At 31.5% G+C, this 22710-nt stretch carries 25 protein-coding genes; 18 read left to right on the top strand and 7 right to left on the bottom strand.

The features are described 5' to 3' along the window. Positions 1–108 precede the first annotated feature (108 nt). From HYI43_07395 to HYI43_07380, 4 genes are read left to right on the top strand one after another with little or no spacing between them, the layout of a single operon-like run. On the top strand, positions 109–975 hold the full coding sequence (locus HYI43_07395) for an ABC transporter ATP-binding protein (protein UDI78373.1): 867 nt from the start codon (positions 109–111) through the stop codon (positions 973–975). 3 nt (positions 976–978) lie between these two features. Further along, positions 979–1716 (top strand): ABC transporter permease, encoded by a 738-nt coding sequence (locus HYI43_07390; GenBank protein UDI78372.1) that lies wholly within the window; start codon positions 979–981, stop codon positions 1714–1716. Positions 1717–1740: 24 nt separating this feature from the next. Continuing rightward, positions 1741–2814 (top strand): sensor histidine kinase, encoded by a 1074-nt coding sequence (locus tag HYI43_07385; GenBank protein ID UDI79287.1) that lies wholly within the window; start codon positions 1741–1743, stop codon positions 2812–2814. Next, the gene (locus tag HYI43_07380) at positions 2811–3413 is read left to right on the top strand and encodes a response regulator transcription factor (GenBank protein UDI78371.1); all 603 of its coding nucleotides are present in this window, start codon (positions 2811–2813) and stop codon (positions 3411–3413) included. Before HYI43_07385 ends, HYI43_07380 begins: the two co-directional genes overlap by 4 nt. Here HYI43_07380 and HYI43_07375 read toward each other — a convergent pair whose 3' ends face one another. Both HYI43_07375 and HYI43_07370 read right to left on the bottom strand, forming a co-directional pair. Continuing rightward, the gene (locus HYI43_07375) at positions 3414–3593 is read right to left on the bottom strand and encodes a hypothetical protein (GenBank protein ID UDI78370.1); all 180 of its coding nucleotides are present in this window, start codon (positions 3591–3593) and stop codon (positions 3414–3416) included. A gap of 200 nt (positions 3594–3793) precedes the next feature. Further along, positions 3794–3985 carry a LapA family protein gene (locus HYI43_07370; GenBank protein ID UDI78369.1) on the bottom strand — a complete coding sequence of 64 codons (192 nt, stop codon included), beginning with the start codon at positions 3983–3985 and terminating at the stop codon, positions 3794–3796. 167 nt (positions 3986–4152) lie between these two features. Here HYI43_07370 and HYI43_07365 point away from each other — a divergent pair, with 167 nt between their 5' ends. Next, a complete protein-coding gene (locus HYI43_07365) occupies positions 4153–4692 on the top strand; it encodes a thermonuclease family protein (protein UDI78368.1) in 540 nt (179 codons plus the stop codon). Positions 4693–4750: 58 nt separating this feature from the next. Here the strand turns inward: HYI43_07365 and HYI43_07360 are convergent, their stop codons facing one another. Further along, positions 4751–5608: a hypothetical protein gene (locus HYI43_07360; GenBank protein ID UDI78367.1), complete on the bottom strand. Its 858-nt coding sequence runs from the start codon at positions 5606–5608 to the stop codon at positions 4751–4753. A gap of 285 nt (positions 5609–5893) precedes the next feature. On the opposite strand from HYI43_07360, the gene HYI43_07355 reads away from it, so the two are divergent. Next, positions 5894–6478 (top strand): hypothetical protein, encoded by a 585-nt coding sequence (locus tag HYI43_07355; GenBank protein ID UDI78366.1) that lies wholly within the window; start codon positions 5894–5896, stop codon positions 6476–6478. A gap of 72 nt (positions 6479–6550) precedes the next feature. Here the strand turns inward: HYI43_07355 and HYI43_07350 are convergent, their stop codons facing one another. Continuing rightward, a complete protein-coding gene (locus HYI43_07350) occupies positions 6551–7933 on the bottom strand; it encodes an aspartate kinase (GenBank protein ID UDI78365.1) in 1383 nt (460 codons plus the stop codon). Positions 7934–8134: 201 nt separating this feature from the next. Between HYI43_07350 and HYI43_07345 the strand changes: the two genes are divergently transcribed. The 4 genes from HYI43_07345 to HYI43_07330 are packed head-to-tail and all read left to right on the top strand — an operon-like array spanning position 8135 to position 12253. Continuing rightward, positions 8135–9412 carry a homoserine dehydrogenase gene (locus HYI43_07345; GenBank protein UDI78364.1) on the top strand — a complete coding sequence of 426 codons (1278 nt, stop codon included), beginning with the start codon at positions 8135–8137 and terminating at the stop codon, positions 9410–9412. A gap of 5 nt (positions 9413–9417) precedes the next feature. Beyond that, positions 9418–10479 (top strand): threonine synthase, encoded by a 1062-nt coding sequence (locus HYI43_07340; protein UDI78363.1) that lies wholly within the window; start codon positions 9418–9420, stop codon positions 10477–10479. 1 nt (position 10480) lies between these two features. Beyond that, a complete protein-coding gene (locus tag HYI43_07335) occupies positions 10481–11395 on the top strand; it encodes a homoserine kinase (GenBank protein UDI78362.1) in 915 nt (304 codons plus the stop codon). Positions 11396–11449: 54 nt separating this feature from the next. Then, positions 11450–12253 (top strand): HAD family phosphatase, encoded by an 804-nt coding sequence (locus tag HYI43_07330; GenBank protein UDI78361.1) that lies wholly within the window; start codon positions 11450–11452, stop codon positions 12251–12253. 84 nt (positions 12254–12337) lie between these two features. On the opposite strand, the gene HYI43_07325 is transcribed toward HYI43_07330, so the two are convergent. Together HYI43_07325 and HYI43_07320 are read right to left on the bottom strand one after the other, a co-directional pair. After that, complete coding sequence (locus HYI43_07325; protein ID UDI78360.1) at positions 12338–12652, bottom strand: hypothetical protein; 315 nt, start codon at positions 12650–12652, stop codon at positions 12338–12340. A 218-nt stretch (positions 12653–12870) separates the two neighbouring features. Next, positions 12871–14322, bottom strand: a complete 1452-nt coding sequence (locus HYI43_07320; protein UDI78359.1) for an amino acid permease — start codon at positions 14320–14322, stop codon at positions 12871–12873. A gap of 215 nt (positions 14323–14537) precedes the next feature. On the opposite strand from HYI43_07320, the gene HYI43_07315 reads away from it, so the two are divergent. From HYI43_07315 to HYI43_07295, 5 genes are all read left to right on the top strand, one after another. Beyond that, a complete protein-coding gene (locus HYI43_07315; protein ID UDI78358.1) occupies positions 14538–16052 on the top strand; it encodes a catalase in 1515 nt (504 codons plus the stop codon). Between the two features lie 90 nt (positions 16053–16142). After that, complete coding sequence (gene rpmG, locus HYI43_07310; protein ID UDI78357.1) at positions 16143–16292, top strand: 50S ribosomal protein L33; 150 nt, start codon at positions 16143–16145, stop codon at positions 16290–16292. A 267-nt stretch (positions 16293–16559) separates the two neighbouring features. Beyond that, complete coding sequence (gene rpsN / locus HYI43_07305) at positions 16560–16829, top strand: 30S ribosomal protein S14 (GenBank protein ID UDI78356.1); 270 nt, start codon at positions 16560–16562, stop codon at positions 16827–16829. Positions 16830–16977: 148 nt separating this feature from the next. Continuing rightward, positions 16978–17955, top strand: coding sequence for a GMP reductase (gene guaC / locus HYI43_07300; protein ID UDI78355.1), 978 nt, complete (start codon positions 16978–16980; stop codon positions 17953–17955). Positions 17956–17978: 23 nt separating this feature from the next. Then, entirely contained in the window at positions 17979–18995 is a 1017-nt protein-coding gene (locus HYI43_07295) for a CAP domain-containing protein (GenBank protein UDI79286.1), read from the top strand. 230 nt (positions 18996–19225) lie between these two features. On the opposite strand, the gene lexA is transcribed toward HYI43_07295, so the two are convergent. After that, on the bottom strand, positions 19226–19849 hold the full coding sequence (gene lexA / locus HYI43_07290; protein ID UDI78354.1) for a transcriptional repressor LexA: 624 nt from the start codon (positions 19847–19849) through the stop codon (positions 19226–19228). 142 nt (positions 19850–19991) lie between these two features. Between lexA and HYI43_07285 the strand changes: the two genes are divergently transcribed. From HYI43_07285 to tkt, 3 genes are all read left to right on the top strand, one after another. After that, positions 19992–20225, top strand: a complete 234-nt coding sequence (locus tag HYI43_07285; protein UDI78353.1) for a hypothetical protein — start codon at positions 19992–19994, stop codon at positions 20223–20225. 133 nt (positions 20226–20358) lie between these two features. Next, positions 20359–20592 carry a DUF896 domain-containing protein gene (locus HYI43_07280; GenBank protein UDI78352.1) on the top strand — a complete coding sequence of 78 codons (234 nt, stop codon included), beginning with the start codon at positions 20359–20361 and terminating at the stop codon, positions 20590–20592. Between the two features lie 98 nt (positions 20593–20690). Continuing rightward, positions 20691–22679 (top strand): transketolase, encoded by a 1989-nt coding sequence (tkt, locus tag HYI43_07275; protein UDI78351.1) that lies wholly within the window; start codon positions 20691–20693, stop codon positions 22677–22679. Positions 22680–22710 lie beyond the last annotated feature (31 nt).

Here is a 22710-nt window from a genome sequence, read left to right as displayed (position 1 = left end):
CCTTTTTTATATGACAAATGTCATAAAGAAGTTATGACAAAATGAACTAATATGAAATAAATAAAACTGCTAAAGTAAGCGTATAACATAAAAGGATGTGATGGCGTAATGATAAAAATAGAAAACTTATCTAAATCATTCGGAAAAAAGAAGGTACTTAAAGATTTATCCATCAATATTGAAGAAGGATTATGTACTGCACTAATCGGTAAAAACGGTGCTGGGAAGTCTACTTTAATCGATATCTTAATTGGACATAAACATCCAAATAGTGGTTCGATTAATGACACACTTGACCTTACAGAATCACATAACATTGGTATATTATTCCAACAAACAAATTTGCCATCATTAATTAAAGTTAAAGAGCTATATCATTTATATCAAAGTCTATACACGAATCATTTATCATATGAAGAATTTAAATTACTCACACAATTTTCTGATGACCAATTAAATCAATTTGCGAGTAAATTGTCTGGTGGGCAAAGACGTTTGTTAGATTTTGTGCTTACACTGGTAGGTAAACCTAAATTTTTAATATTAGATGAACCCACAACTGCTATGGATGTAGAAACACGTGAGCATTTTTGGCAACTTATCTTTCAACTTAAACAGCAAAATATAACTATACTTTATACGTCACATTATATTGAAGAGGTAGAACGCATGGCGGATAGGGTTGTTTATTTAGAACATGGAAAAGTCACACTTGATGACACACCTCACAATATTTTATTTAGTCAAAATAATTCTGTTATTGAATTAACGAAATATAATCATGACATTTATCAAGCACTATCTTCAACTTATAATATTGAAATTATGAATCAAATTTTGAAAATACAAACAGATAATGTACAAAAAGTAATTACTGATTTAATGCGCTTAAACGCAGATTTAAATCAAATGACAATCTATAAAAAATCGTTATTAGAACTTATATTTTCAAATGATGAAAGTGAGGCGAATTAAGTTATGGCTAATGTTATTATTTTATTAAAGACAGAGTATAAAATGATTTTTCGACGTAAATTATCTTCTTTTATGGAATTTATTTTTCCCTTAGCTTTTTATTTGCTATTTACCTCATTAATTGACTTACCGGAAGCTGAGAAAAAAATCTTCTATAAAGAATATATGTATAGTATGACAGTATTTAGTTTAATGGGTTTCTGTATGATGCAATTTCCGTTAGAAATTATTGAGGAGAGAAATAATGGATGGTACAAAAGATTAATATCGACACCAGTCACTACTTTAAATTATTATATAGCTAAAGTGTTGAAAACAATGACCTTGTTTTTAGCTTCAATTCTGTTATTATTCAGTGTTGCACATTTTTATAAAGGCGTGGATTTGAGTACAGGTGAGTGGTTCCTATCAGGCATTTCATTGTGGCTAGGTGCTAGTATGTTTTTAACATTAGGTCTTGTTTTTACACAATTTAATGAGACTCAGAAAGCGAGTAGCATTGCTAATCTTATCAATATGGTATTAGCTATTGTAGGTGGACTTTGGTTCCCAATCAGCACGTTTCCTAAGTGGTTGCAACATATTTCGAAATACACACCGACCTATCATTTACGTCATTTAGCGCTAGAACTAGGTAAAGGAAATGGATTGAACGGTTATTCATTTTTAATTTTAGTAATATATAGCATTATTTTCTTAATGATTGCATTGATTATTAATCATAGAAAAGAGGTGGAATAATTGAAACGAAGTTTGGGTGCTAAAATGGGAGAAATATCTTCATTAATATATCTAATATTTCCTTATTATGGGGTATATTTGACGATTCATCGACATGATTTCCTATTAAATTTAATTGTCGTTATTGTTTTTACAATAGCTTACGCAGGGTTAATCCTTTTTCATGAAAAATTAAGACATACTACTAATTTGATTTTATTATTCATTCACTTTTTAGCGATAATTTATTTTGTTTATGCTTTTGCACCAACCTTGTCATTATTCTTTTTCTTTAGTGCATTTGCTCTACCTTTTCTATTCAAAGTAGGTGTAAAATCGTTAGAATTTATAATGCTAATTAGTTCTATGATTGCATGTATTATTATCACGATTTTAACGACTAATCATTTTTATGTACTAACTATTTTGATATACTATATCGTTATTTTGGCAGTACTGTTTGGTAATTTTAGGGTGATGAAAGAAAGAGCATTTCGCCGACAAATCGAAGAGAAAAATCAATATATTAACGTATTAATAGCAGAAAGAGAACGTAACCGTATTGGTCAAGATTTACATGATACACTTGGACATGTATTTGCGAGTTTGAGTTTAAAATCTGAGTTAGCAGTTAAGTTAATAGACAAAGATCCAGAGAAAGCGAAAGAAGAAATCGATAATATTAACGAAATTTCTAAAGAAACATTAAAAAAAGTTAGACATATCATTGAAAATTTAAAGGTTCAAAGTTTTGAAGAAGAAATTCAAGCTATCAATCATACTTTGAAAGATACTAATATTCATTTTTATTTTGAAAATAAAAGAGGGGCAAGTGCACTAAATCCAACTAAGCAATCCATCATTTCAATGATATTAAGAGAAGCAGTCAATAATACTATTAAACATGCGGATGCTACTGAAATTGATGGCAAAATAGAAGCTGGTTCAGATAAGATTAAGTTAATTATTAGTGACAATGGTAAAGGGATTAAAAATCCTGATGAAATAAACCTTAAAAGTATAAATGAAAGAGCCGCATTATTAAATGGTACAGTTGAAGTTACTTCAATCAATGGCACAACTGTTACAATCACTATTCCGAGAGAAGGTATACAATGATTTCAATCGTAATCGCTGAAGATCAGAATATGTTACGTAAAGCAATGATACAATTAATTGAATTTCATGAAGATATGAAAGTGGTAAGTGATTTTGAAAATGGTTTAGATACATTGAAATTTATTGAAACAAACCAACCAGATATTGCTATTTTAGATGTTGAAATTCCGGGGCTTACTGGATTAGAAGTTTTATCCAAAGTAAGAGAAAAAGGTATTAATATTAAAGTGATTATCGTTACGACTTTTAAACGCCCCGGTTACTTTGAAAAAGCAGTGGCTAACGATGTTGACGCATACGTTCTAAAAGAAAGGTCTGTAGATGACTTGGTCAATACCATTCATAAAGTAATGAATGGTGAGAAAGAGTATAGTACTTCTCTAATGACGTCTTTATTAAAAGAATCAAATCCGTTGACACACAAAGAACAAGTAGTATTACGTGAAATTGGTGAAGGTTTAGGTAGTAAAGAAATTGCAGATAAGCTATATCTTTCTGATGGTACAGTTAGAAATTATACATCAAATATTATAGATAAATTATTAGCGGACAACCGATTTGATGCATGGAAAAAAGCAATAGCTAAAGGCTGGATATAATTATTTTCCAGCTTTTTGTGATTCTAAATTATCTACGTGCGTAGCTAATAAACGTAATACTTGGGCAACTTTATCTGGTGGTGTGTCATTAGCTAATGTGTGTTCAAAAACATTACCGTTAGGTGTTTGTACTTTATAAATAAGGCCGTGCGTATCGATAATAATATCTATAATTTCCATCATTCCCACCTCTTTATTAATTTTTAATTTTGAGGTTTCTAATCATTATCATTTAATAGTGAATAAAAAACTAAAAATTGTGATAAATTAATTTATTTGTAAATTAATTATATATAAGTTGTTTCTTATACATACCACTCTCAATTTAAATTAACCCTAAATAATAAAAAAATGTTAACTAGATTAGACCAGTTAACATTTTATTTATGTTTTCTTTTGCGTATTATATTTTGAATGATGTAAACAATAAATCCAACTAAGACACCTAAAACCACTGCTACAACTACTGATACTATGATAGGTAATTTGTAAACGATTTGAAGGATAACTCCTACAATAATTGCAATGACTACAGCTATTATTGTCACTAAATTTTCATTTTTTTCTTCCACGATGGTTCACTCCTAACTTCATTATTATACCATGTTATATTCCAATATTTCACTTATTGAGTGAAACGTGATGGCGTTCATTTTTATGAGTTAAAACAAGAGATTGACGATTATAATCTTATTCTATATTATATTTAAGTATTGAAAATAAAAAGCAGGTGACATCTTTGAATTCCAAGAAATCATTAAGTATTATTGTCTTAGCAGTACTAATCATTGGCGTTTTAGCTTTCCAGTTTATAAACCATACAGGTCCCTTTAAAAGTAGTGGAAACCAATCCTCAACCAATAGCACAGAATTGAGCGGTAAAGAAAAAGTTCATGTTGAACGTGTGGTTGACGGTGATACTTTTGTAGCTACTAAGAAAGATGGAACAGAAATCAAAGTAAGATTAATAGGTATAGATACGCCTGAAACAGTAAAACCAAACACGCCAGTCCAACCTTATGGTAAAGAAGCCTCAAATTATAGTAAACAACATTTAAACGGCAAAGATGTATATCTTGAATACGATAAAGAAAAAGAAGATCGATATGGACGTACATTAGCCTATGTATGGTTGGATAAAGACACGATGTATAATGAAGAATTAGTTAAAAAAGGTTTGGCCCGCGAAAAATATTTCTCACCAAATGGTAAATATCGCAACGTTTTTGAAAAAGATGAACAACAAGCTAGACAAGATAAAGTAAATTTATGGAGTTAAAAAGAAAGCGATTAGTAGATTCATCTTAGTAGATGACTACAAATCGCTTTTTCCATAATTAATTATTGAAACTTTCAATAATTTTAGTTACTTGATCTTCTGATAGTGGATGTTTAGATAAATCTATTGCATTTTTAATTACAGCTTCTAAAGAAGATTTTGTTGAAACAGTATCAACATATTGTTCTCTTTCCTCAGTGCCTTCAATAATGTTAACACTACCATCGCTAAAGTATACAACGCCAATACTTTGGACTTTGTGGTTAAAGTGATTTTCAATACCATCTTTCAAAATCTTAGAATTAATAGAAGCTTGTTCATATGGATCATGGTCATAAAAATCATATACAACACGATTGTTTTGAATCTTTTCTATAAAAGTGTAAATATCACTACGTGGTGAATCAAACTGGCTGTGATATTGTTTACTAATATAGTGTCCAACAACTTGATTGACATCACTTGATTCAATTGTCATCTCATCTGAAACGGGTGCATCAAAATGGTAAAACGTTTTTTGTTTCCAATTTTTCACATCAACATTGATTAAACCCACATCTGATACAACGATGTAATCGAAAGTTCTAGCGTATTCAAAAAATGGGTGCTTTGTTGCTAAATTACTAGTAGTGATAATATCGTAATATTTTAGGTTACCTTGTTCCTTATATTTATCTAGGATGCTAGTTAATACATGTTTTGCATTGCGTTTCGCATGAGAACTTACATCGTTATTTGAACTAAGCATTTGATTTTTTAATTCTAAATTTTCATTACTTAGCATCGCGTTCTTTGTCACCATTTGATTTCTGGCGTACATTTCTGTATCTACTCTATCTTGCATATAACGTTGATTAAGTATAAATGCTAAGATTAGAACTACGATGATAACTAACAAGATAATTGTTAACGTCATATTTAATCACCTTCGTCAATTTTTTATATTTTACATCAAATTATTTTTTAGGAAAATTAAGAAATTGATATAAAACAACATATAAATTATATACATTATATTTACATAGTTCAACAATCAGGAAATGAAGTCAAATAGTATGAACTATCATGATTTAATATTTAAAGCGAATTCAGATACACATATTTAACATGATACTTTATTTCATTAAATCTACATTTGAAAATAATTAAGGCAAAATGTATAATGATTGTTATGAAAGCGTTTCCTAAAGGAGGTAGTGTAATGAATAAGGAACATCAAGAACACGTAGAAGAACTAGTTAAAACATTAAAAAGTCAATGTCGCACTTCATTTAAATTTCATGGGGAAGTCGCTATGCAATTATTTTTGAATGATAATTTTAAACTACCTTCTAAAGTCGACATTTGTGTAGAACGTAAACATCTTGTAGAAGTTTTAAGAGTAATACCAGCAAATTATAATTATAATTACTATGATAAAAATAACGATTTAATGGATAAGGATAAATTAAATGTACCAGAAGTGGCGCATATTGATGTAACCTATGATAATCAAATTGTTATGAATATTTTCATTTATGACGTTGTTAATGAAGAATGGATTTTTAGATTAGATAGTAATATTCGAATACCTAAGAATAGCATCTACTTTCACTCGCTTAAGTGGGGAGTTGACTACATCAAACCAGAAATAGTATTGATGTATGATTTATTAGATAATCAAAATTATCATCAATTACCCAATTATAAAATGGTACTTGATGCATTGAGTTATTATCAATTTGTTATTTTAAAAGTTGTAGTAGGGGAACATCGTATAAATGAAGCCTTAACACAAAGTAAATAAAACATAAAAAGAGCATCTAATATGTAAGAAATCTATTTCAATAGTAATGTCTTACGTATTAGATGCTATTAGTTATTTAGCATCATGTAAATTTTTTAAGCAAATACCGTGATAACAGTATTCATAAGTTGATAACACTGCTTTATCTGCATCTTCAATTGATATACCAAACATCATTGAAATTTCAGAAGCACCTTGGTTAATCATTTTTAAATTAATGTTTGATTCTGCTAAAGCGTGAGTGATTGTGTTCGCTGTACCTATAGATTTATTCATACCTTCGCCTACAATCATTAATATTGCTAAATCATGTTCAATACTTAGTTCATCTACATCACATTTTTTGCGAATGGCGTTTAACACATCTTTTTCTTTTCCTTTTAACTGATGCGTACGCATAATAATACTGATACTATCGATTCCAGAAGGCATATGATCGAATGAAATGTCATAGTCCTCTAAGATTTCAAGAACTTTTCGAGTGAAACCAACTTGTCTATTCATTAAGTATTTTTTGATATTAATGACAGTAAAGTCTTTATCACAGCTAATACCTATAATTACATTTTTATCATTAACATCACGTTCATGACGAATAAATGTACCTTTATCTTGAGGACGATTTGTATTCTTAATAACTACTGGAATTCTATGCTTATAAAGTGGTTGTAGTGCTTCATCATGGAACACACCGAAACCAGCATATGATAACTCACGCATTTCACGATAAGTAATTTCTTCAATAAGATCAGGATTTTTAATGACGTTAGGATTTGCTTTAAAAATTCCTGAGACGTCGGTAAAGTTTTCGTACAATGATGCTCTAACTCCTCGAGCAATAATCGCACCAGTAATATCCGAACCACCTCTAGGGAAGGTAACAACAAAATGATGTTTAGATACACCGAAGAACCCAGGGATAATGATTTTCCCTTCTATATCTCTAAGTTTATAAATTTTGTCATAAGATTCTTCCAAAATTTGTGCTTGTTGAGGTAAATCAGTTACTACTATACCTGCATCTTGTGGTGATAAATATGTTGTTTTATGACCTTGTGAATCGTTATATCTAGCGATTAATTGTGCATTAAAGTTTTCCCCACAAGATAATAGGGCATCATACAAGCGAGGTGGTTTATCTTTTAATGTTTCAATAATATGTTCTAATGTGTCGTCAATAACTTTTAATAGTGATGTTTCCATTTCTAATTCGTCTAATATATCAGCGTAACGTTGAATGATTTCACGCTTCTTATCTTGATAGTTAAGGTTATTTAAAACCTTTTCATAAAGGCGAATTAAAAGATCAGTTGTTTTAACGTCATCTTTATGCCTTTTGCCTGGTGCAGAAACAATAATGATTTTACGCTCTGGATCACTATTGACTATGTCTAGGACTTTTTTTATTTGAGTTGCATTTGAAACTGAACTACCGCCGAATTTTGCCACTTTCATATACCTAATCAACCTTTCTAAAAAATCAGAAAATTCTATTTAATTTTCTGATATCACGTGATAATATATATCTATGTATTTACAAATTATGTTAAAAAGCCCTATCCATTTACTATGGTTTAATAGTATACTAAATGTGAGTATATTTCAATAAAACAATTGTATTTCTCAGTAATACAAATCGGGGGGGAAGATAATCAAATGAAAGAATTAAACATTGCCTTACTTGGTCTAGGGACTGTCGGATCAGGTGTAGTAAAAATAATCGAAGAAAATCGACAACAAATTCAAGATACCCTTAATAAAGATCTTGTTATCAAGCACATTTTAGTGCGCAATAAAGCTAAGAAAAGACCTATAAATATTAGTCAATATCATCTAACTGAAGATGTTAATGAGATTTTAAATGATGAAACAATTGATATTGTTATAGAAGTTATGGGTGGTATCGAACCTACAGTAGATTGGTTGAGAGATGCATTAAAAAAAGGAAAACATGTCATCACAGCAAATAAAGATTTATTAGCAGTACATTTAAAATTATTAGAAGATTTAGCAGAGCAACAAGGATTAGCTTTGAAATTTGAAGCAAGTGTCGCAGGTGGGATACCGATTGTAAACGCAATAAATAATGGATTAAATGCTAATAACATTTCTAAATTTATGGGGATTTTAAATGGTACTTCTAACTTTATTCTTTCTAAAATGACTCGAGAACAAACTTCATTCGAGGAAGCATTGGATGAAGCCCAAAGATTAGGCTTTGCTGAAGCGGATCCTACTGATGATGTTGAAGGTATAGATGCAGCACGAAAAGTTGTTATTACATCTTATTTATCATTTAACCAAGTTATTAAATTAAATGATGTTAATGTTCGTGGAATTAGCAATACAACATTATCAGATATTAATGTAGCCGATAAATTAGGATATAAAATTAAATTAATTGGTAAAGGTACATATCATAACAGTAAGGTTGATGCTTCTGTTGAACCAACCCTAATACATAAATCTCATCAACTAGCCGCAGTTGAAGATGAGTACAACGCTATTTATGTTGTAGGCGATGCTGTTGGGGATACAATGTTTTATGGTAAAGGTGCAGGTAGTTTAGCTACTGGTAGTGCAGTAGTAAGTGATTTATTAAATGTTGCACTTTTCTTTGAATCTAATACACACACATTACCACCACACTTTGAATTAAAGACAGATGAAACGCGTGAATTAATGGATAATGATGATATCGTTTCAATTAAAGAAAAACTTAATTACTATGTTGTTATTAATAGTGAGACACCGATTGAAAAGTTTGAAAACGCACTGAAAGAAGCATTGCCATTCCATAGATCACTTCAAATAGCACGACGTGATGAAGAAACGTATGGTGTTGTAATTGTTGGTTTAGACCAATCACCTGAACAATTATTAAATAAAGCTAGCTTTAATATTGAAAAAATTTATCCAGTCGAAGGGGTTTAATGATTATGAAAAGATGGCAGGGCTTAGTAGAAGAGTTTAAAGAATATTTACCAGTCAATGAAGACACACCCAAACTAACTTTAAATGAAGGACACACGCCTTTAATTCACTGTGAAAACCTATCGCAACTGTTAGATATTGACTTATATGTGAAATATGAGGGAGCCAACCCTACAGGTTCTTTTAAAGACAGAGGTATGGTTATGGCTGTAACTAAAGCAAAAGAACAAGGTAAAAAAGTAGTGATTTGTGCTTCAACTGGTAATACTTCTGCTTCAGCTGCAGCATATGCAGCAAGAGCAGGATTGAAAGCAATTGTTGTCATACCAGAAGGTAAAATTGCACTCGGAAAATTATCTCAAGCAGTAATGTATGGAGCTGAAATAGTATCTATTGAAGGTAACTTTGATGAAGCTTTAGAAATAGTTAAAGAAATTGCAGAAAATGACGAAGAAATTGAATTGGTTAACTCTGTAAACCCTTATCGTATTGAAGGCCAAAAAACAGGTTCATTTGAAATTGTTGAACAATTAAAGCAAGCGCCTGATATTTTAGCTATTCCAGTAGGAAACGCCGGTAATATAACAGCTTATTGGAAAGGGTTCAAAGAATACCATGACAATAAAGGTAGTCAGTTACCACGTTTATTTGGATTCCAAGCTGAAGGTGCCTCTCCAATCGTTCAAAATAAAGTGATTAAAAATCCAGAAACGATTGCTACTGCTATTCGTATAGGTAATCCAGCGAGTTGGTCTAAAGCAACAGCTGCGTTAGAAGAATCTAACGGATTAATTGACAGTGTTACTGATGAAGAAATTTTAGAAGCATATCAATTAATGACGTCTAAAGAGGGTGTATTTAGTGAGCCTGCGAGTAACGCATCAATTGCTGGTTTATTAAAATTACATCGTGCCGGTCAATTACCAAAAGGTAAAAAGGTTGTTGCAATTTTAACTGGTAACGGTTTAAAAGATCCAGATACAGCTATTTCAATTTTGGACAATCCAATTCAACCGCTTCCTAACGATAAAACGAGTATTATTGATTACATCAAAGGGGCTTTATAATATGGGCGAATATCTTCATTTGAAAATACCAGCTTCTACAGCGAATCTAGGCGTTGGTTTTGATTCAATAGGTATGGCGATAGATAAATATTTAAATCTTTATGTTAAATCAATTGAAGGTAGCGAATGGGAATTTGAATATTTAAATGATGAAATAGATTCACTTCCAAAGAATAAAGATAACTATGTTTATAAAATTGCGCAACAAGTTGCATTAAAATATAATGTTGAACTGCCAAATCTTAGCGTTCAAATGAGAAGTGACATCCCACTTGCAAGAGGATTAGGATCTTCTGCATCTGCATTAGTGGGTGCATTATATATCGCCAATTACTTTGGCAATATCCAATTATCAAAGTATGAATTACTTCAATTAGCTACAGAATTTGAAGGGCATCCAGATAACGTTGCGCCGACAATTTATGGCGGATTATTGGCTGGTTATTACAATCCAGATACTAAAGAAACCAATGTAGCACATATTGACGTTCCAAATGTAGATGTGATACTCACAATTCCACCATATGAGCTAAAAACTGAAGATTCTCGAAATGTTTTACCTGACAAATTTTCACATAAAAAAGCAGTTCAAAGTAGTGCGATTAGTAATACAATGTTGTGTGCTCTAATTCAACATAATTATGAATTAGCTGGGAAAATGATGATGCAAGATGGATTTCATGAACCGTTTCGACAACATCTCATTCCCGAATTTGAACAGGTAAAAAATTTAGCAGAACAATTTGATGCATATGCAACAGTAATAAGTGGCGCCGGTCCAACCATATTAACGTTAAGTCGTAAAGAAAATAGCGGGAAACTTGTTAGGGCTTTAAGACATGAAATAACAAATTGTCATTCTGAATTAGCTACTATAAATGAAGTTGGTGTAGTAGAGGAAATTGTGTATCCTTAATCAATTTATTGTAAAATAAAAAAAGAGTAAAACTTGAAAGGAGCACAGCAACATATGGGTAATTACAAAGTTATCGTTATGGATATGGATGACACATTAATTAATAGTGATAATAAAGTGAGTGCAGAAACTAAAGATTATTTAATCAATATTCAGAACGAGGGATATAAGGTGATTCTTGCCTCAGGAAGACCAACTGAAGGTATGTTACCTATTGCTAAGGAATTGCAATTAGATAAACATGACAGTTATATTATTAGCTATAATGGTGGAAAGACCATTAATGTAGCAACTGAAGAAGTCGAAGTCAGTCAAAGTGTGACGAAAGACAATTTCGATAAAATTGCTGATTTTTGTAGAGAAAAGAACTTTTTAGTACTTACTTATCAAGATGGTCACATTATCCATGATGGTGATCATGAATATAGAGATATTGAATCTGAATTAACTGGATTACCAATGAAAAGAGTAGACGATATTAAAAAATATATTGTTGACGATGTACCAAAGGTAATGGGTGTTGATTATGCGGAGAATATTTCGAAAACACGTGATGCATTAAGTGGTTCTTTCAATTCTGAAATTGATGTTACAACTAGTAAGCCATTTTTCTTAGAATTTATGGCTAAAGGTGTTTCCAAAGGTAATGCAATAAAAGCTTTATGTAACAAGCTTGATATTCCATTATCTGAAGTAATTTGCTTCGGAGATAGTTTAAATGATCAATCAATGTTTGAAGTGGTTGGATATGCTGTAGCGATGGGTAATGCTAATGAAGAATTAAAAGCAATTGCAGATAAAGTGACATTAGATAATGACTCTAATGGCATACCAGTAGCATTAAAAGAAATTTTATAAATTTATAATTTAAAAAAGCATGAGAGTAAAATAGATTAATTTGATTCTTAAATGAATCTAAGACTATTAACTCTCATGCTTTTATCATTTTGCAGTGTGTGTCCACTCATGTTTACCTTTATAACGTTTAACATAAGCATAAATTTGGTCTGCTGCATAATCTAAGTTTGTATAAACAGTGATAGTAAAAGCTGATTGATTATCATCGAAAGGTTCATGACTAAACACATCTTTTAAATGATTAAATAAATTTTCCATTTGATCATGATTGAGACTTGGATATTCACGCAAAGTTCTTTTGAGTAACTGTCCATGTTTCTCTTCTAAAGATTGGACCACAATAACAAATCGCTCTTCATTTTTAATAACGTCATCAAATAAATTAGTTTGACCAACCATCTTGCTTCCCACCTCTAAGTCTTCATCTTTACTTTAATTATACTAGATATTTGTTTTTTCGAAAATAAGTTCTATTAATAACATAACAAAAGCGAAGGGAGTGAAATAGAATTCATTGAAATTCTACGTCCCACTCCCTACATAGTTGACTATAGGTGAAAAATTGATTTAATCATTTTTTCATTTCAGTCAGTTGATTCACTTTAATTTGTTTTAATTTATTTATTATGATAATGATGTGTAGAAATATCCATCTGGTCTAGCTTAACGAACTTAGTTTTTCTTATCATCTTATGTACAAAGAAAATCAATGCCAGAATGATGATAGGCAAAATATTAACGAAAAATTTACCGAAATTACCTGCAAACAAATCTCCAACAGAATTACCAAAATATAGGAATATTAGAGTAGCAAAGACTAAAATAGGTCCTAAAGGATATAATGGTGATTTATATGGTAATAGTTGTTTCACATCTTTACCTTGACGTTTAATTGCTCTTCGTAATCGAACTTGAGCCCACGAACTTGCTGCCCAAACGATAATAACTAAAGAGCCAATAATATTTAATAACCCGAATACTGCATTAGAATAGAAATTTGCGATAATGATAATAGCAACAATTAAAATATAAGTTGTTACTAAAGCACGTAATGGTAACTTAGTTTTTTGATTTAACTTACTTAAAAATTTAGGTGCTTGTTTTTCATCACTTAAAGAGAACAACATTCGACTTGTAGTGTAAACACCTGAATTTGTAGCTGATAATAATGAAGTTAAAATAACAGCGTTAATGACTGAAGCGGCAAATGCAATTCCGATTCTATCAAATACAATCGTAAATGGACTTTGTGAAACCGATTGGTTTTCATTTAATAATAGTGGATCAGTATAAGGAATAATTGCTGCAATCACACCAATAGACAAAACATAAAATAATAAAATTCTCCAAAATACTTGTTTTACAGCTTTAGGCATTGTTTTTTCAGGATTATCAGATTCGCCAGCAGTTACTGCAACGACTTCAGTACCTCCAACAGAGAATCCAGCAACGAGTAATACGCCTAAGAATCCTGAGATACCACCAACAAATGGCGCATCACCTTTAGTGTAGTTCTCGAAACCATATGAATGGCCACCTATAATACCGAAGATCATTAAGAAGCCGACAATGATAAATACAATGATAGTGACTACTTTAATGAGTGCTAACCAGAATTCAGTTTCCCCAAAGGCTTTGACTGTAAAGATATTTAATAGGAACACAATTGTGATAAATATTAAACTCCATGTTAAAGGACTGAAAAATTTAAATATATCCCAGTAATATAGTACATTTGAAGCAACCATTACATCCACACTTGAAACAAGTGACCACATAATGTAATAGAGCCATCCCATTGTAAATCCTAGTGAAGGATCTACAAATCGTGTCGCATATGAACTAAAAGAACCCGATACAGGATAAAAGGTAGCAAGTTCTCCGATTGATGACATTAAAAAATAAAGCATAATACCGATTAATAAATAAGCTAAAATAGCGCCTCCTGGACCAGCTTGTGAGACTACACTTCCTGTAGCTACAAAGAGTCCAGTACCAATAGCACCGCCAATAGCAATCATGGATATGTGTCTTGAGCTAAGACTACGTTTCATATTGTTATCTTCCATATGGTGTCTCCTATTTCCAAAATTTAAAATATACACACCATTTTAATGCTTTTGACGCTAGTATTCAATAACTTTTGAATAAAATGACTTAAAAATTTTAAATTTTCTGATTATTTAATGTGATTAGTGGAATGTTTTAACTATAAGGGATATGGGTTTAATTATAGTAGTTACTAGATTATAATAATTATTAATAACTGAAAGGGGAATTCATTATGTCAAAAGAAGATAATAAATTGACTGGCTTATTCGGGCATCCAGTTTCAGACAGAGAAAATAGTATGACAGCAGGTCCACGTGGTCCATTAATGATGCAAGATATATACTATTTAGAACAAATGTCACATTTCGATCGTGAAGTTATTCCTGAACGTCGTATGCATGCAAAAGGTTCAGGTGCTTTTGGGACATTTACAGTTACGAATGATATAACTAAATATACAAACGCTAAAATCTTTTCAGAAGTAGGAAAACAAACTGAAATGTTCGCACGTTTTTCAACTGTTGCCGGTGAACGTGGAGCAGCTGATTTGGAACGAGATATTAGAGGTTTCGCATTAAAATTTTATACTGAAGATGGTAACTGGGACTTAGTTGGAAACAATACACCCGTTTTCTTCTTCAGAGATCCTAAGTTATTCGTTAGTTTAAATCGTGCAGTTAAGAGAGACCCACGTACTAACATGAGAAGTCCTCAAAATAACTGGGATTTCTGGACGGGCGTACCTGAATCATTACACCAAGTTACTATTTTGATGTCAGACCGTGGAATGCCTAAAGGTTTCCGAAATATGCACGGATTCGGCTCTCATACTTACTCTATGTACAATGATGAAGGTGAACGTGTATGGGTAAAATATCATTTCAGAACACAGCAAGGTATTGAAAATTATACTGATGAAGAAGCAGCTGAAATTGTTGGTGGCGATAGAGATTCTTCACAACGTGATTTATATAATGCCATCGAAAATGGAGATTATCCAAAATGGAAAATGTATATCCAAGTAATGACTGAAGAACAAGCTAAAAATCATCCAGATAATCCATTCGATCTAACAAAAGTATGGTACAAAGGTGATTATCCATTAATAGAAGTAGGTGAGTTTGAATTAAATCGCAACCCAGAAAACTATTTCATGGAAGTAGAACAAGCGGCATTTGCACCTACTAATATTGTGCCAGGATTAGACTTCTCATCTGATAAAATGTTACAAGGTAGATTATTCTCTTATGGAGATGCGCAACGTTACAGATTAGGTGTTAATCATTGGCAAATTCCAGTTAACCAGCCTAAAGGCGTTGGTGTTGAAAACTTATGTCCATTCAGTCGTGATGGACAAATGAGATTTCTTGATGGTAACCAAGGCGGTGGACCACACTATTATCCTAATAATCAAGGTGTATATGATTCTCAACCTGAATATAAAAAGCCAGCATTTCCAGTAGATGGAGATGGCTACGAATATAATCAAAGACAAGACGATGATAATTACTTTGAACAACCTGGTAAATTATTCCGCTTACAATCTGATGAAGCAAAAGAAAGAATCTTTACTAATACAGCTAATGCAATGGATGGCGTTTCAGAAGATGTAAAACGTAGACATATACGTCATTGCTATAAAGCAGATCCAGAATATGGTAAAGGTGTTGCGAAAGCTCTAGAAATTAATATTAACGATATTGATTTAGAAGGTACAGATGACGAAACGTATGAGAATTTTAAATAAGCTAAATAATTTTTAATTGCGTATATTCATCCTATGTGGTAAAATTTTAAATCGTAAGTATTCCTAGTTAAACAAGAAAGGATGTTAGCTATGCGCGTTAATGTAACATTAGCTTGCACTGAATGTGGCGATCGTAATTATATTACTACTAAAAATAAACGTAATAATCCTGAGCGTATTGAAATGAAAAAATATTGCCCAAGATTAAATAAATACACGCTACATCGTGAAACTAAATAATAACTTATCTTTTAAATACGACAATAAAGATAAAGTAACCAAGAGGTTAAGACCATTTATAGAAGTCTTAACCTCTTTTTTAATACGCGTAACTTCATATTTATTTATATTGAATGAATAGGCTAATTGATTCGTATATATGGTAACGAGTTAGTTGCCTTCTTTTTAAAAAATAAATTTGAACAGTAAGCTTGTAATTTAGCGAACATATGTTATTATATAAAACGTAATTATTACGATTTGTAAAAATAAAAAGGAGTGCTAAGTATGGCAAAGAAATCAAAAATAGCAAAAGAATTAAAAAGAGAAAAACTTGTTAATCAATATTATGAATTACGTAAAGAATTAAAAGCAAAAGGTGATTATGAAGCACTGCGTAAATTACCTAGAGATTCATCACCAACTCGTTTAACAAGAAGATGTCGCGTTACTGGCCGTCCTAGAGGAGTAATGCGTAAATTTGAAATGTCACGAATCGCATTTAGAGAGCATGCCCATAAAGGTCAAATTCCTGGAGTTAAAAAATCTAGTTGGTAAAAAATTGAAGAATCGTACTTTAGTCCATTTACTTTATAATTAAAAGATTGTAAAGTATATAAGGGTGAGAAAATGAATGATTATGATGCGTTTTATTAAAATTGTTCGTTTTTTTATAATAAATAATCTTGTATAGGGGCTAAAAAGTATGAAAATTTTTGATTATGAAGATATTCAGTTAATTCCAAATAAATGTATCGTTCAAAGTCGTTCTGAATGCAGTACAGAAGTGAAATTTGGACCAAGAACATTTAAATTACCGGTTGTGCCTGCTAACATGCAAACGGTTATGAATGAAACGTTGGCCAAATGGTTTGCTGAGAATGATTACTTCTATATCATGCACCGTTTTGATGAAGCTACACGTATCCCATTTGTTAAATCTATGCAAAATGCTGGTTTATTTGCTTCAATATCAGTAGGTGTCAAAGAAAATGAATTCAAATTTGTTGAAGAACTAGCTGCACAAAATTTAGTACCTGAATACATCACGATAGATATTGCACATGGACATTCTGATTCAGTAATAAATATGATTAAACATATTAAAAAACATTTACCTGATGCTTTTGTAATTGCAGGAAACGTTGGAACGCCTGAAGGTGTAAGAGAACTTGAAAATGCAGGTGCTGATGCAACAAAAGTTGGAATTGGTCCAGGTAGAGTATGTATTACTAAAATTAAAACAGGCTTTGGTACTGGTGGTTGGCAGTTAGCCTCACTTAATATTTGCAGTAAAGCTGCTCGTAAACCTATTATTGCTGATGGTGGTCTAAGAACACATGGTGACATAGCTAAATCAATTCGTTTTGGTGCGAGTATGGTAATGATTGGCTCATTATTTGCTGCCCATGAAGAATCTCCAGGTGAAACTGTAGAATTAGACGGTAAACGTTATAAAGAATATTTTGGAAGTGCATCAGAATTCCAAAAAGGTGAACATAAAAACGTTGAAGGCAAAAAGATGTTTGTTGAACATAAAGGTTCTTTAAAAGATACTTTAACTGAAATGCAACAAGATTTACAAAGTTCAATCTCATATGCTGGTGGAAAAGATTTAAAATCTTTAACGACTGTTGACTATGTGATTGTAAGAAATTCTATATTCAATGGGGACAGAGACTAAAATTTGAGCGGTAGGTGTAACCTATTAAAAAATTTCTTTTATTTTCATTAGTGTTTTTGGCAATTACTATATTTATGCCACTAAATGAAAGTCAAACGCTAATCAATTTACAAAATGATGTAAGAAGCAAAATTCAACAAGTGATGAATGAAGATACAAGTGTCAAGAATAATACACTTAAAACACCTAAACAACAAGAATTCGCAATGAATAATGTCCAGTTAAACATGACTAAAAAAGATGTTGAAAGAAAGTTAGGGAAACCAAAAAGGATAACAACTAATGAGTATGGAACACGATGGTACACATATTACGATGGTGATTATGAAAACTTTGTGATGGTTAGTTTTATTGATAATAAAGTTAATGGATTATTTAGTAACCAAAATGTCATTACATCTAAATCTAAGATTAAATATCATACGCCAAAAAATGTAGTGAAAAATCGAATGGGTAAACCAATAGATGAACTTGCTAAAGGTAGATATAGAATAGATATTAGTAGTGATGAATATGATGTTTTTCATAAAGATCACGTTTATTCTACAGTTTTTTATGATAAACATAATGATAATGGTGTTACTGCCATACTACAAGTGAGTAATGCAATGGAAAATCGATTGCAACAAGAATACGGTGCACCATCTTCAACTTTAGAACAGAGTTTTGAATACCAAGACTTTGATTTAGTTAATGCCGAAAGAAAACAACATGGATTAAATACATTAAACTATTCTAAAGATGTTTCAAATACTGCAAGAAAACACAGTGAAGATATGGTTAAGAATAATTATTTCGACCATACAAATCTAGATGGTCAATCGCCTTTTGATAGATTAAAAGAGGATCATATATCATTTGATGCTGCAGGAGAAAATCTTGCTTATGGACAGCGCAGTAGTATATTTGCTCACGAGGGTTTAATGAATTCACTCGGACATAGAAAGAATATACTTAACACAGATTTTAAAACACTTGGTGTTGGTGTAGACTTCAATAGTAATCGCCAACCATTTTGGACTGAAAATTATACAGGTTGATGGTTTTAAATTAACTTAATTGGGGTATTTTTTATTTGGATAAGGAAGTTGATAATATGGCAACTCAAGAGATAAATAAAAAAGATATTCTTGATAAAGTTAAAGATATTTTAAATAGAAAAGACTCTGTAAAAGAAAAGAACTAGCAAAAATCTTTGAAGATTTTTGCTAGTTCTTATTTTTGTATATTTGAAATATATAAGAGAGATTTTAACATTGAAAATAAGAAACTAAAGTTCTCTGTATAAGCCAATGACTTTACCGATAACTGTTACGTTATCTAAATAAATTGGGCTCATCGTACTATTTTCAGGCTGTAGTCTATAACGAGACTTTTCTTTATAAAAACGTTTTACTGTAGCTTCATCATCTTCAGTCATCGCAACAATAATATCTCCATTTTCAGCAATTGTTTGACTGCGGACAATGACTTTATCACCATCTAAAATCCCTGCTTCAATCATACTTTCACCAACGACATTTAAAATAAAAATGTCACTATTGTGAGTAGAAGTTAAATGTTCTGGTAAAGGAAAGTATTCTTCAATATTTTCAACAGCTGTGATAGGAATTCCGGCTGTAACTTTACCAATTACTGGAACATAAATTGTTTCTTCCATATTGACGTTGTCGTTAGATTGATCACTTACGATTTCGATAGCTCTAGGTTTAGTAGGATCTCTCTTAATGTAGCCTTTTTCTTCTAATCTTGATAAATGACCATGTACAGTTGAGCTTGAAGCTAATCCAACTGCTTCGCCGATTTCTCTTACACTTGGTGGATATCCTTTAATTTGGACAACGTGTTTAATATAATCATATATTTCGCTTTGTCTTTTTGTTAATTCTCTCATATATAGGCACTCCCTAACTTTATTTATATATAGTATATCATTTATTTACATTACAAACAAACATTTGTTCGTAATAATGTTGACTAAGAACAGATGTTCTGTTAAAGTATGTATACAAACAAATGTTCTAGGAGTGAAAGTAATGTTAAATAAATATACAAGTAAATTATTCACGAATATCGCTATTGTATCAATCTCTTGCGTCGTATTTCTAGTCTTTTTCTTAAATTTATATCATAACTCTCAAATGGAACAAACGTACGAAATTACTGATCACACTATTTCTAAAAAAGCTATAATTAAAGATGATAATAAGAACGTTAATAATGAAAATAGAGAACAAACAGACTATAAAGTGTTCGCATTTGTAAGATAAATTTTATTTTAGAGGCATAGACAAGTTATTTAAGGAATCCTTAAGCTTTTGTCTATGCCTCTTTTTTGTTATATTCAAGAAAGTAAATTCCATTAAATGAGTAGATGAAAAATAATGAGAAAGAGTGATTAATGTGGCGAGTGATAATTTAAATATCGATAGAATTAATGAATTAGCAAAAAAGAAAAAAGAAAAGGGACTTACTGAAGCTGAAGCTAAAGAGCAATCAAAATTAAGAAAACAATATCTAGATTCATTCAGACAAGGTTTTAAACAACAACTTGAAAGTACTAAAGTTATTGATCCAGAAGGAAATGATGTAACACCTGAAAAATTAAAGAAAATACAAAAACAAAATAAAAAATAAGAGTTTAACGCATTCAATAAGGTTAAAGTATTATCAAGATCATTATATTTAAGTTATAATATAACAAAGTAATTATTAGTAGAAGGGAAGTATAAGAGATGTTTAATGAGAAAGATCAACTTGCTATTGATACTATACGTGCCTTAAGTATCGATGCTATCGAAGAAGCAAATTCAGGCCACCCAGGTCTACCAATGGGGGCTGCACCAATGGCTTACACTTTGTGGACACGCCATTTAAATTTTAACCCTCAATCTAAAGATTATTTCAACAGAGACCGTTTTATTCTATCAGCAGGTCATGGTTCAGCATTATTATATAGTTTATTACATGTATCTGGTAGTTTAGAATTAGATGAATTAAAACAATTTAGACAATGGGGATCTAAAACACCAGGGCATCCTGAGTTTAGACACACAGATGGCGTAGAAGTTACAACAGGTCCACTTGGTCAAGGACTTGCAATGTCTGTTGGTATGGCTTTAGCTGAAGACCATTTAGCAGGTAAATTTAACAAAGATGATATTAATGTAGTAGATCATTACACTTATGTGTTAGCTTCTGATGGCGATTTAATGGAAGGTATTTCTCACGAAGCTGCGTCATTTGCTGGACATAATCAATTAGATAAACTTATTGTGTTGTATGATTCAAATGATATTTCACTTGACGGTGAATTAAATAAAGCTTTTTCAGAAGATGTAAAAAAACGTTTTGAAAGTTATGGATGGAATCATATCTTAGTTAAAGATGGTAATGATTTAGAAGCGATTGATAAAGCTATTACTAAAGCTAAGTCTCAAAATGGACCAACTATGATTGAAGTTAAAACAGTTATCGGTTATGGTGCTCCTAATGTTAGTGGTACAAATGGCGTACATGGTGCTCCACTAGGTGCTGATGAAAGAAAATTAACTTTCGAAGCATACGGATTAGATCCAGAAAAACGTTTTAACGTTCCTGAAGAAGTATATGAAATTTTCCAAACAACAATGTTAAAACGTGCTAATGAACATGAAGATGAATGGAAAGAAAAATTAGAAGCATATACTTCTAAATATCCTGAATTAGCTGAAGAATTTAAATTAGCTATTAGTGGTAAATTACCTGAAAACTATAGAGATGAATTACCACGTTTTGATAGCGACCATAATGCAGCTACACGTGCCGATTCTGGAGAAGTAATTCAAGCATTGAGTAAATCAGTTCCATCATTCTTCGGTGGTTCAGCTGACTTAGCAGGATCAAATAAATCTAATGTCAAAGATGCGACAGATTATGATCGTAATACACCTGAAGGTAAAAATATTTGGTTCGGTGTTAGAGAATTTGCAATGGGTGCTGCCGTAAATGGTATGGCTGCTCACGGTGGTTTACATCCATACGGTGCAACGTTCTTCGTATTTAGTGACTATTTAAAACCAGCGCTACGTTTATCAGCAATTATGGGATTAAATTCAACATTTATCTTTACGCACGATTCAATTGCTGTAGGTGAAGATGGCCCTACTCATGAGCCTATCGAACAATTAGCAGGTTTAAGAGCAATTCCAAATATGAATGTTATTCGTCCAGCTGATGGAAATGAAACAAGAGTCGCTTGGGAAGTTGCTCTTGAATCTGAAGATACTCCAACATCATTAGTATTAACACGTCAAAATCTTCCATATTTAGATGTTGATGAAGATACTGTTGAAGAAGGTGTACGTAAAGGGGCTTATATTGTATTTGAAACAGAAACAGCGCCAGAGTATTTATTATTAGCAACAGGTTCAGAAGTAAGCTTAGCTATCGAAGCAGCAAAAGATTTAGATAAACAAGGTAAAGGTGTAAGAGTAGTATCAATGCCTAACTGGTTTGCATTTGAACAACAATCAGATGAATATAAAGAATCTGTTATTCCTAAAAATATTACTAAACGTGTTGCGATTGAAATGGCATCTCCACTTGGTTGGCATAAATATGTTGGCACTGAAGGTAAAGTTATTGGTATTGATGGATTTGGAGCAAGTGCCCCTGGAGATTTAGTTGTTGAAAAATATGGCTTTACTAAAGAGAATGTTTTGAATCAAATTCGTACATTTTAAGTTTATAAGTATTTAATTAATAGATTTTATA

The organism is Staphylococcus taiwanensis, from assembly GCA_020544305.1.
Taxonomy (GTDB): domain Bacteria; phylum Bacillota; class Bacilli; order Staphylococcales; family Staphylococcaceae; genus Staphylococcus; species Staphylococcus taiwanensis.
Note: the sequence above shows the minus strand (reverse complement) of the source record. Positions and strands in the feature narration are given on the sequence as shown.

Excerpts from the sequence above, each read along its gene's own strand:
- HYI43_07395 (UDI78373.1), top strand. The coding sequence starts at position 109 with ATGATAAAAATAGAAAACTTATCTAAATCATTCGGAAAAAAGAAGGTA.
- HYI43_07390 (UDI78372.1), top strand. The coding sequence starts at position 979 with ATGGCTAATGTTATTATTTTATTAAAGACAGAGTATAAAATGATTTTT.
- HYI43_07385 (UDI79287.1), top strand. The coding sequence starts at position 1,741 with ATGGGAGAAATATCTTCATTAATATATCTAATATTTCCTTATTATGGG.
- HYI43_07380 (UDI78371.1), top strand. The coding sequence starts at position 2,811 with ATGATTTCAATCGTAATCGCTGAAGATCAGAATATGTTACGTAAAGCA.
- HYI43_07375 (UDI78370.1), bottom strand. The coding sequence starts at position 3,593 with ATGGAAATTATAGATATTATTATCGATACGCACGGCCTTATTTATAAA.
- HYI43_07360 (UDI78367.1), bottom strand. The coding sequence starts at position 5,608 with ATGACGTTAACAATTATCTTGTTAGTTATCATCGTAGTTCTAATCTTA.
- HYI43_07355 (UDI78366.1), top strand. The coding sequence starts at position 5,894 with ATGAATAAGGAACATCAAGAACACGTAGAAGAACTAGTTAAAACATTA.
- HYI43_07350 (UDI78365.1), bottom strand. The coding sequence starts at position 7,933 with ATGAAAGTGGCAAAATTCGGCGGTAGTTCAGTTTCAAATGCAACTCAA.
- HYI43_07345 (UDI78364.1), top strand. The coding sequence starts at position 8,135 with ATGAAAGAATTAAACATTGCCTTACTTGGTCTAGGGACTGTCGGATCA.
- HYI43_07340 (UDI78363.1), top strand. The coding sequence starts at position 9,418 with ATGAAAAGATGGCAGGGCTTAGTAGAAGAGTTTAAAGAATATTTACCA.
- HYI43_07335 (UDI78362.1), top strand. The coding sequence starts at position 10,481 with ATGGGCGAATATCTTCATTTGAAAATACCAGCTTCTACAGCGAATCTA.
- HYI43_07330 (UDI78361.1), top strand. The coding sequence starts at position 11,450 with ATGGGTAATTACAAAGTTATCGTTATGGATATGGATGACACATTAATT.
- HYI43_07325 (UDI78360.1), bottom strand. The coding sequence starts at position 12,652 with ATGGTTGGTCAAACTAATTTATTTGATGACGTTATTAAAAATGAAGAG.
- HYI43_07320 (UDI78359.1), bottom strand. The coding sequence starts at position 14,322 with ATGGAAGATAACAATATGAAACGTAGTCTTAGCTCAAGACACATATCC.
- HYI43_07315 (UDI78358.1), top strand. The coding sequence starts at position 14,538 with ATGTCAAAAGAAGATAATAAATTGACTGGCTTATTCGGGCATCCAGTT.
- rpmG (UDI78357.1), top strand. The coding sequence starts at position 16,143 with ATGCGCGTTAATGTAACATTAGCTTGCACTGAATGTGGCGATCGTAAT.
- rpsN (UDI78356.1), top strand. The coding sequence starts at position 16,560 with ATGGCAAAGAAATCAAAAATAGCAAAAGAATTAAAAAGAGAAAAACTT.
- guaC (UDI78355.1), top strand. The coding sequence starts at position 16,978 with ATGAAAATTTTTGATTATGAAGATATTCAGTTAATTCCAAATAAATGT.
- lexA (UDI78354.1), bottom strand. The coding sequence starts at position 19,849 with ATGAGAGAATTAACAAAAAGACAAAGCGAAATATATGATTATATTAAA.
- HYI43_07285 (UDI78353.1), top strand. The coding sequence starts at position 19,992 with ATGTTAAATAAATATACAAGTAAATTATTCACGAATATCGCTATTGTA.
- tkt (UDI78351.1), top strand. The coding sequence starts at position 20,691 with ATGTTTAATGAGAAAGATCAACTTGCTATTGATACTATACGTGCCTTA.